We start from the raw sequence: 8,626 nt of genomic DNA on the forward strand, positions 1-8,626 counted from the left end.
ACTGAAGAGGGGGAATCGATATTTATGTGTCGTGATGTTACGAGGTAACGACTGGAAAGGAAAGTCAAATGTCGGTGGAACACAATGCACCCGTTCGCTTGGTCATCGTCGGCGGTGTCGCGGGAGGTGCTTCGGCGGCCACTCGTGCCCGGCGTATGAACGAACAAGCCGAGATCATTCTGTTCGAAAAGGACGAGGATGTTTCCTTTGCCAATTGTGGTCTGCCCTACCACATCGGGGAAGAGATCGAAAATCGTGACGCCTTGGTGGTGGCTTCGGCTGATTTTCTTCGGCGACGGTTTCGGTTGGATGTGAGAACTCGGGAGGAGGTTGTTTCAATCGATCGTGACAAGCGATGTGTGACCGTCGTTCGGCATGGTGCGACCTCGGAACAAGACAAAACGTATGAGCAGTCATACGACAAGCTGATTTTGGCACCGGGAGCTTCACCAATTGTTCCCGATCTGCCGGGCGTCGATGCCAGTAATGTGCTGACCTTGCGCAACTTGGTCGACATGGACCGGATCAAGGCCCGCGTGGACTCCGGATTGGTTCGCCGAGCGGTGGTGGTCGGTGCCGGTTACATTGGATTGGAAATGGTCGAGCAATTGCGACGTCGCGGCGTGGCGGTCGATCTGGTTGAACTGCGTGACCAAGTCCTGCCATTGCTCGATCACGAAATGGCTCGCCCGATCGATGATTCACTGCGCCGAAACAATGTTGGAGTTTACTTAGGTGTCGGGTTGGAATCCATCCAGCTGGATGGTGATTTGGCGACATCGGTTCGATTGAGCGACGGTACAGAATTGTCGACTGACTTGGTGATTTTGGGGATCGGTGTTCGGCCCAATTCGGGGTTGGCAACGGAAGCTGGTTTGGAGATTGGAAACACGGGCGGAATCTCCATCGACGAGTTTTCACGCACCAGCGATTCCGATATCTACGCGGTCGGCGATGCATCCGAGCCCGTGTAGGGTCCGACGGGAACGCCTATGCGAGTTCCGTTGGCTGGCCCGGCCAACCGATCAGGCCGTTTGGCGGGTGAGCATGCCGTAACAGGGCATTCGGCTGCTGCGACTCCCGTTTGGGGAACCAGTGTCGTACGAGTGTTCGACGTTTCGGTTGGCATGACTGGTTTGACGAGAGCGTCTGCGAAGCGGTTTGGAAAGGATGCTACCAGCGTGACAATCGTCGCGAAGCATCACGCGGGGTACTTCCCCGGTGCGGAGGTGATGACGCTGAAGCTGACCTTCGAACCTGGCACCGGCAAGGTTCTGGGAGCTCAGTGCGTTGGCGGCGAAGGCATCGACAAACGCATCGATGTGATCGCTACCGCAATGCACTTTGGTGGCACAGTTCGCGATCTGGCTGGATTGGATCTGGCTTACGCACCGCCATTTGGTTCGGCCAAGGATCCGGTTCACATGGCCGCGTTTGCCGCGTGCAATGCACTGGACGAAGTCGAGTCGTTTCGCGATTCCGACGCGTCGTTGGACGAGGTTCAGATCGTCGACGTTCGCGGGGCGGGCGAGATTAAGAAGGCTCCCCTTCGCGAATCATTGGGGGCGATTCACATTCCGGTCGATGAGCTACGAGAGCGACTAGGTGAACTGGATCGTGCGAAGCCCACTGTTGTCAGTTGTGCCGTTGGTGTTCGCGGGCACATCGCCGCTCGGATTTTGCGTCAGAACGGATTTGAAGTTCAAAACCTTTCCGGCGGTGCAACGGTTCGCAATCGTTGTTTTGAGTGAGCCGACCGACTCAGTGCGAAACAGATCAGCGTAAAGCGGTTTGCTGTTTGCCGACCGAGAAGTCAGACAGTTCCATGAACGATTGTTTTCCTTCGATGACATCGGCCATCGCAACAGCGGTTCCGGAAGCCAAATGGATTCCGCTGCGGTAGTGACCACCGGCGACGAACAGGTTTCTTTGATCGGGCACTCGTCCGATCATCGGGAACCCATCGAATGTCATTGGGCGGTGGCCTGACCACTGCGACGCGACTGTTGCCGATTTCAGTTCTGGGCAAACACGATTTGCAAAGCTTCGGAGGCCTTGAATGACATCGTCGGTGGTGCCTTGTTCGAAGCCGACTTCTTCTTCGCAAGATCCGACCAAGACGTTTCCATCGCCGCGAGCAACCAAGTAACGGTTGCCAACGTTGAGAACGATTGGGTCGGTGAACGTGTCGCTGTGCAGCAACAGAATTTGACCGCGAATTGGAATGACGGAAGATTCCAATCGGATCTCGGGGCAAATGCTGCCGATTGCCGCGCCCCCGCAAAGGATCGTCCGCTCGCTGCGCAAGGAGTGCTCAACCGCATCCCGAGTCAAAGTCCTCGCGGTGCAACCGGAGCTGTCGGATGAAAGTTCGAGGATCGTCGTATGCGGCAGGAGCTGCACACCTTGGCTTTGACACGCTGTGGCCAGAGCCGTCAGCAATCGAGACGGGCGGATTTGATATTCATCGGGGGTCCACCAAGCGGCGCTGTCTGGATGCGACTGAATCCAAGGATTGGTTTGCGACCATTCTGTCAGTCGAGGTTGCCGACAAAGCAACTCCGTCAATTCGATGCGTTGGCATTCCACGGCGAGGTCGTCCCAGTACGACATCATGCCAGTCAGGGCGGACGCCTCTCCAACCGTTTCGGCCAAATAAAAGCCGCCGCACCGAATCAGTCCGGGGTCGATGCCGGTTTGATCCAAAAGCTGTTTGCACCACAAAGGCCACAGCGTGTGACTGAATCCGCGAAGGCGATCGATCGGGTCGGTCGCTCGATCAAAGTTGGCGGGCGGTAGGATCCCGGCCGCCGCCCAAGACGTTCCGTGGGCGATCGGTCCGCGGTCAATCACCGTTACCTTTTCGCCTCGGCGAACCAATTCCCAAGCGATGGAAAGTCCGATTGCTCCCCCGCCCACAACCAGCGTGCCGGTGGACTCTTGGTGAGGCTGGCTAACGTGGTCGCTGGTGGAAGATGGAGGGGCGGACAATTCAGATCATTGGTTGAGATAGGATGCGGCGAATGTCTCGAGCGAGTTCAATGTGATCGGAGGACACCTCCGTATTGTCGGCTGGATGTTCGATTTGATGAAGGAGGGCAGTCAGATCATCTTCTGTGTCGACATCTGAACGCATCGGAAGCCTGCCGATCCGCAGACCAATCGATTCCGCCGCGGCCACCGTACGTTCGAAAACTTCGTCCGTGCTCCAGGGTATGTCGTTCCAAAGGGCGTCCAAAATCGTGCGGGACGGAGGCGTGACCCGGTTCGGGGGATTGTTTTCGTTCGGCGAATTGGCAGGCACAGATAGTCCGATCAGGTAGTAGCCACCATCCGCAGCAGGCCCCAGTACCAGGTCGCAATCGCGAAAGAGTCGATCGGCATGATCCATTTCTGCGGGACTCAGCAGAGGGCAATCGGCGCCGATCAGAATCGCATGGCTGCGGGGCAGGGCAGGGCGGTTGCAAGCGTGGTTGGCGAACCATCGCCGCATGCGATCGCCCAAATTTCCTCCACCTTGGTCAATGATTTGCCAATCGGAGGTTGGTTTGGGTGTCGTCGGAGAAATGGATTCGATGGGGGAGACGACCCAGTGCCGCTTATCGCCCCAATCTTGGAACACCTTGAACAGATGATCGAGGAATCGCTGGTGAATTTGGGCTGATTTGTCGAAACCAATGGTGTTGCCGAGGCGTGTTTTGACCCTGCCTTCGATCGCGACTTTGGCCATCACGCCGAGCGTGCGGATCGACGAGTCGGAAGTTGTGAGTGGGCGAAGCGGAGTCTTCGACGAGTTGGGCATGAAAAATGATTCGACGGAGTCAGGAAACGGCCACGGGTGCGACCACTCAGCGATGTCGGATTCGTTTACAATTCCGCCCTTGGCGTTCGGCAATCCAGCATTTTCGTTCTGTCGAACGCGAAGTTTTGGTTAAACTTGATTGAGCGGGCGATCGCGCGGGGATACCTTCGCCGCGTCGCTCACTTCCTTTGAAAGGCGTCTCTTCCACCGAGATGTTCAGCAACGGACTTGTCTTCTAGCGGGATTTCTTTCCACACGCCATGGCTTCGATCACATCGGAACGATTTGTCGAGATGGTTGCACGTAGCAACTTGGTCGACGAAGCCACGCAGGAACGGTTCCTGAAAAAAGTCCGAGAGAAGTGCGAAGGGAATCTGCCGGTCAGTTCGAAGAAGCTGGCGTTGGCCTACAAGAAAGCCGGCCTGCTGACGGATTGGCACATCGAGAAGTTGTTCACCGGGAAGTACAAGGGTTTCTTCCTGGGCAAATACAAATTGCTCGGTCACATCGGTTCGGGCGGGATGAGCAGTGTCTATTTGGCCGAGCACATCGGCTTGGGCGACAAACGCGCGATCAAGGTGCTGCCGAAGAAACGCGTCAACGATGCCTCTTATCTGGCTCGCTTCAAACTGGAAGCGAAAGCGATCGCATCGCTGAACCACCCGAACATTGTGTTGGCGCACGACATCGACAATGACGGCGACGTTCACTACATCGTGATGGAGTACGTCGACGGGGTGGATTTGCAGGTGTTGGTCCGGCGAGACGGACCGCTGGATTTTTCAACCGCCGCCGAACTCATCTCTCAAGCCGCTCGCGGATTGGCACACGCTCACAATCGCGGCGTGGTGCACCGAGATGTGAAACCTGCCAACTTGTTGATCGACAGCGATGGCCGGGTTCGGTTGCTGGACATGGGATTGGCGTTGGTTTCGAAAACGGGTGACGACGAATCATTGACCGTCGCCAACAACGAAAACGTTCTCGGCACGGCCGACTACTTGGCACCCGAGCAAGCTCTGAACAGTCACACGGTCGACCACCGAGTCGACATCTACGGTCTTGGTTGCACGTTGTATTTCTTGTTGACCGGTCGTCCGCCGTTTGCCGAAGGCACGCTCGCCCAGCGAATCGCGAAACACCAAAACGAAATGCCAAAAGCGATTCGAGAACTGCGATCGGAATGCCCCGGCGAACTCGAAGGCATCGTGGTGAAGATGATCCAAAAGGATCCTCGCTATCGCTACCAAAACGCCACCGACGTGGCCGAGGTTTTGGAAAAGTTTGCTGCCGCGGTACCTAAGGGCGAAGCGGTTCGAGTCGGACTGGGCGAAGGTCCGGACGAAGACAGCAGTTTGTCTTCGATGGATTTCGACAGTAGCTCCGGATCGATGGTCACGCAGTCCAATCAGGACACTCTGACGAACAAAAACGACGACACGCTGGCGAGCAGTCGTTCGAAGCTCATCCGAGAGCAGAACCAAGCGGCCAGCGAAAGCGGTCGATTGGTGAAGGTTGGTTCAATGGGAACACCCGCCGATATGTTGGAGGGAAGTTTCCTCGATCTGGAAGTCGAGTCCGGGTACAAGGGACCAACGGCGAGGGCACCCAGTTCAGGAAGTCGACGTGGGGTCGGTTCGGGCATCGATCGCGGCAAGCCTTCAGATACTCGCACGCAAATCGCTGACAACCGGAGCAAGGGCATCGATCCGGTCTTGTTGGGCACCGTGGTGACTTCGCTATTCGTCGCCGCATTGGCACTGGGATATTTTCTCGCGAAAGTGACGTCTTGACTGTAGTTCTTGATCGGCCCTACGAATTTGTCCCGCCCTATCGCGGAAATCTTTGGCCCACCGCGATTCAAAGCTTTCGCTTGATCGATTGGCACCTTCGGACGAAGGAGGCTGTTCTTAGTGGCGAGTGTCGCAATGCTGAACGGTTCGCCGAATCGTTGAATGCCGGTCACGGGATCATCCTCGCGCCCAACCACTGCCGCTACGCCGATCCAATCGTGCTGGGGTGGTTGGCTCGTCAGGTCCGCACGCATCTGTACGCGATGGCGTCTTGGCATTTGTTCAACACGAACAAGTTTGAGCAGTTTGCCTTGCGGCGAATGGGTGCCTTCAGCGTTTTTCGCGAAGGCAACGATCGCAAGGCTTTGGAAACAGCGATCGATATCTTGGTCAGTGGCGAACGACCTCTGGTGTTGTTCCCCGAAGGCACGACCAACAGAACCAACGACATTCTGAAACCGTTGCTCGACGGCGTTTCGTTCATCGCTCGATCCGCTGCGAAGAAACGAGCCAAGCATGAGAAGGGGCAGGTTGTCATTCATCCGGTTGGATTGAAGTACCTGTGTCTGGAAGACGCTCACGAGTGGGCTCACGTTCAATTGGCCGAACTCGAGCGAACCCTGAGTTGGCAACCGGCGTCGAACGCAGGATCAATCGAGAAACTGATCGAGCGATTGCTGCGAGTCTCGCAGGCCTATTTGGCACTCAAGGAGATCGAGTTCACCGGGCACGCCTCGTCGGGCGAACTCAGTCCTCGACGAGATCGATTGATTGAGCAGTTGCTTGTGCAGGCGGAAGAACGGTATAGCTTGGAGGCGAAGCCCAGCGAGGATGTGCGGGAACGCGTGCGTAAAATTCGCGCCGCGGTCTCCGCCACTTACTTTGCGACCGATGATGCGGATCGTGACCCTGCGACTTTTCGTCGCGACGCGGAACGCGCGGACCTGGCACAGTTTCTCCTTTCGTTTCCCGATGAATACTTAGCACCGGGGAAAATCACTGACACTCGCATCGTGGAAACGATTCAACGCATCCAAGAAGCGATTTTTGGCAAGGCGAAGGAATCTCTTCCGATGAAGGTCGTCATCGATGTCGGAGAAGCCATCCCCGTTCCGGTTGGTCGTCCACCACGTGGTGAAGCCGATCCGGTGCTTTGCCAATTGCGGGAACAACTGCATACAATGGTGACATCGTTGTCCCAAGAGGCCAAATTGTTGGCCTGAGTCGCCTTTCAACTCATCTCACGCCAACACGATCATGCCGTCCAACTTTCTTCGCTGCCTGAAATCCTTTTCATCTTTGGCCGGGGCCTTCACGATCGCGGCAGGTTCGGTGTTCATCAGCGGTTGCAGCGAACCGAAACCGCTGACGTTCGAACCCAATCTCGTGCATTCGATGAAGTACGAGTTGAAGGAAGGCATCGAAATGGAACAAGCGTCCAAAGATGCGTTCTGGATCGTGACCGAGATGTTTGGGACTCCGGAGCAACCGAAATTGCCGGAAGTCGCCATGGAAGACGAAGACTTTGCATCGCTTGTGTCGCTGGACAACCTGATGATGGCATCAGGGCCTGCCGACGCCGAAGGCCGCGGGCTTTATCAAAAACACTGTGCGATTTGTCACGGTATCAGTGGCGATGGACGCGGTTCGTCTTCCGCGATTTTGAACCCGTATCCTCGCGACTACCGCAAGGGGATTTTCAAATTCAAATCGACCGAACGTGGTGAGAAACCCACGCGAGAAGACTTGGCGACGCTGATTAAAAACGGCATCCAAGGCACCGCCATGGTCGCCCTGCCAAAACTGACCGACGAGCAAGTCGAAGCTCACATCGGCAAAGCGATCGATACGCTCAGCGACGACGAAATTGACGCGGTCAATGAAGAGGTGATCGATCAACAAACCGAAGCCTTGACCGACTACGTGATCTATCTTTCTTGGCGAGGTGAGTTGGAACGAACTCTGATCGACGATGCAATCTTCGAGTTGGACTTGGAGGGCGGTGATCGGATCATCAATCCCGCTCACAGGAACTCCACCGACGAAGAAGAGAAGGAGCTGTTCGATGAAGGTTGGGAAATCGCCGAAGATTACGCATTGGAAATCGCGGACGCTTGGTTGGCTGCTCCCGACATGGTCGTGGAAGTTCCCGAACCGCCGGCCGATCTGCCGGTGGCGGACAACTACGAGGAATTCGTCGCTTTCCAAAACGGCGAGCAAGCCGAGGCGTTGGCTGATTCGGTCAAACGAGGGCAAGAGCTGTACGTCGGTAAGATTGCACTGTGCAGCAAGTGTCACGGCGTGAAAGGATTGGGCGACGGTCAGACAACCGACTTCGACGATTGGACGAAGGAATGGACGCTCGGCATCGGCATCAAACCTGAGAACCGCGACGCATTGATTCCGTTGTTGGCTCGAGGAGCTTTGCCTCCCATCAATGCCAAGCCACGAAACTTCACGACCGGGTTGTTCCACGGTGGTGGAACCGCGAACGATTTGTACATCCGAATCACGCAAGGCATCGAAGGTTCACCGATGCCAGCGGCGACGTTCGTTGATGGTGAGTTCGAAGAGGATGACGTGTGGCACCTGATCAACTACTTGCGATCGTTGCAGACGCCACCGGAGCCGGAAGAAGAGTCCGCCGAAGAACCCAAGGCAACCGAAGTCGCGGCTCGGTAGTCTTCCGGGCTCGCGCTGATGAGTGGAGCTGAGGTTTCCAGGATTCGATTTTCGTGCAGGTCCGAATTCTTGGCGAATCCGGCTACGGTGGGTCGGGATTCGCCAAACCGTTTGCCGTTGATTCTCTATCTCAGGGACGATGCCCCTGACTAGGTGGAAGAAGGCCGTTGGCCTTCAGGCATCCCACCGATCATTTCGAGGTCGTGCAGTTTTAAAATGCTGTGCCTGTAACGCCTTGAAAACCCCGCCCGCGCAGCGGGAGGGGTCGGAAAGCGAGCGTTCAGTGAGATTTCCGGGGGAGGGTAGTCTGCGCCGCTTCTCATGCTCGGCCCTCACCCTCGCGTACGCC

At 56.4% G+C, this 8,626-nt stretch carries 7 protein-coding genes; 5 read left to right on the forward strand and 2 right to left on the reverse strand.

Translation table 11 applies throughout. The features are described from left to right. Nucleotides 1-68 precede the first annotated feature (68 nt). Both B2R17_RS26315 and B2R17_RS26320 read left to right on the forward strand, forming a co-directional pair. On the forward strand, nucleotides 69-974 hold the full coding sequence (locus B2R17_RS26315; protein WP_286766325.1) for an NAD(P)/FAD-dependent oxidoreductase: 906 nt from the start codon (nucleotides 69-71) through the stop codon (nucleotides 972-974). Nucleotides 975-992: 18 nt separating this feature from the next. Beyond that, complete coding sequence (locus tag B2R17_RS26320; RefSeq protein ID WP_286766326.1) at nucleotides 993-1,751, forward strand: rhodanese-like domain-containing protein; 759 nt, start codon at nucleotides 993-995, stop codon at nucleotides 1,749-1,751. A gap of 25 nt (nucleotides 1,752-1,776) precedes the next feature. Here B2R17_RS26320 and B2R17_RS26325 read toward each other — a convergent pair whose 3' ends face one another. Then, nucleotides 1,777-2,991 carry an NAD(P)/FAD-dependent oxidoreductase gene (locus B2R17_RS26325; RefSeq protein WP_286766327.1) on the reverse strand — a complete coding sequence of 405 codons (1,215 nt, stop codon included), beginning with the start codon at nucleotides 2,989-2,991 and terminating at the stop codon, nucleotides 1,777-1,779. A gap of 1 nt (nucleotide 2,992) precedes the next feature. Next, nucleotides 2,993-3,802 carry a TIGR04282 family arsenosugar biosynthesis glycosyltransferase gene (locus B2R17_RS26330; protein ID WP_286766328.1) on the reverse strand — a complete coding sequence of 270 codons (810 nt, stop codon included), beginning with the start codon at nucleotides 3,800-3,802 and terminating at the stop codon, nucleotides 2,993-2,995. A 293-nt stretch (nucleotides 3,803-4,095) separates the two neighbouring features. On the opposite strand from B2R17_RS26330, the gene B2R17_RS26335 reads away from it, so the two are divergent. The 3 genes from B2R17_RS26335 to B2R17_RS26345 are packed head-to-tail and all read left to right on the forward strand — an operon-like array spanning nucleotide 4,096 to nucleotide 8,277. Further along, on the forward strand, nucleotides 4,096-5,595 hold the full coding sequence (locus B2R17_RS26335; protein ID WP_236615433.1) for a serine/threonine protein kinase: 1,500 nt from the start codon (nucleotides 4,096-4,098) through the stop codon (nucleotides 5,593-5,595). After that, complete coding sequence (locus B2R17_RS26340; RefSeq protein ID WP_286766329.1) at nucleotides 5,592-6,818, forward strand: lysophospholipid acyltransferase family protein; 1,227 nt, start codon at nucleotides 5,592-5,594, stop codon at nucleotides 6,816-6,818. The genes B2R17_RS26335 and B2R17_RS26340 overlap by 4 nt, the downstream gene beginning before the upstream one ends. Nucleotides 6,819-6,852: 34 nt before the next feature. Continuing rightward, nucleotides 6,853-8,277 (forward strand): cytochrome c, encoded by a 1,425-nt coding sequence (locus B2R17_RS26345; protein ID WP_286766330.1) that lies wholly within the window; start codon nucleotides 6,853-6,855, stop codon nucleotides 8,275-8,277. The last annotated feature ends 349 nt before the right edge of the window (nucleotides 8,278-8,626 follow it).

The organism is Rhodopirellula sp. UBA1907, assembly GCF_002337565.1.
In the GTDB taxonomy this organism is placed as follows: domain Bacteria; phylum Planctomycetota; class Planctomycetia; order Pirellulales; family Pirellulaceae; genus Rhodopirellula; species Rhodopirellula europaea.

Excerpts from the sequence above, each read along its gene's own strand:
- B2R17_RS26315 (WP_286766325.1), top strand. The coding sequence starts at position 69 with ATGTCGGTGGAACACAATGCACCCGTTCGCTTGGTCATCGTCGGCGGT.
- B2R17_RS26335 (WP_236615433.1), top strand. The coding sequence starts at position 4,096 with ATGGTTGCACGTAGCAACTTGGTCGACGAAGCCACGCAGGAACGGTTC.
- B2R17_RS26320 (WP_286766326.1), top strand. The coding sequence starts at position 993 with ATGCGAGTTCCGTTGGCTGGCCCGGCCAACCGATCAGGCCGTTTGGCG.
- B2R17_RS26345 (WP_286766330.1), top strand. The coding sequence starts at position 6,853 with ATGCCGTCCAACTTTCTTCGCTGCCTGAAATCCTTTTCATCTTTGGCC.
- B2R17_RS26330 (WP_286766328.1), bottom strand. The coding sequence starts at position 3,802 with ATGCCCAACTCGTCGAAGACTCCGCTTCGCCCACTCACAACTTCCGAC.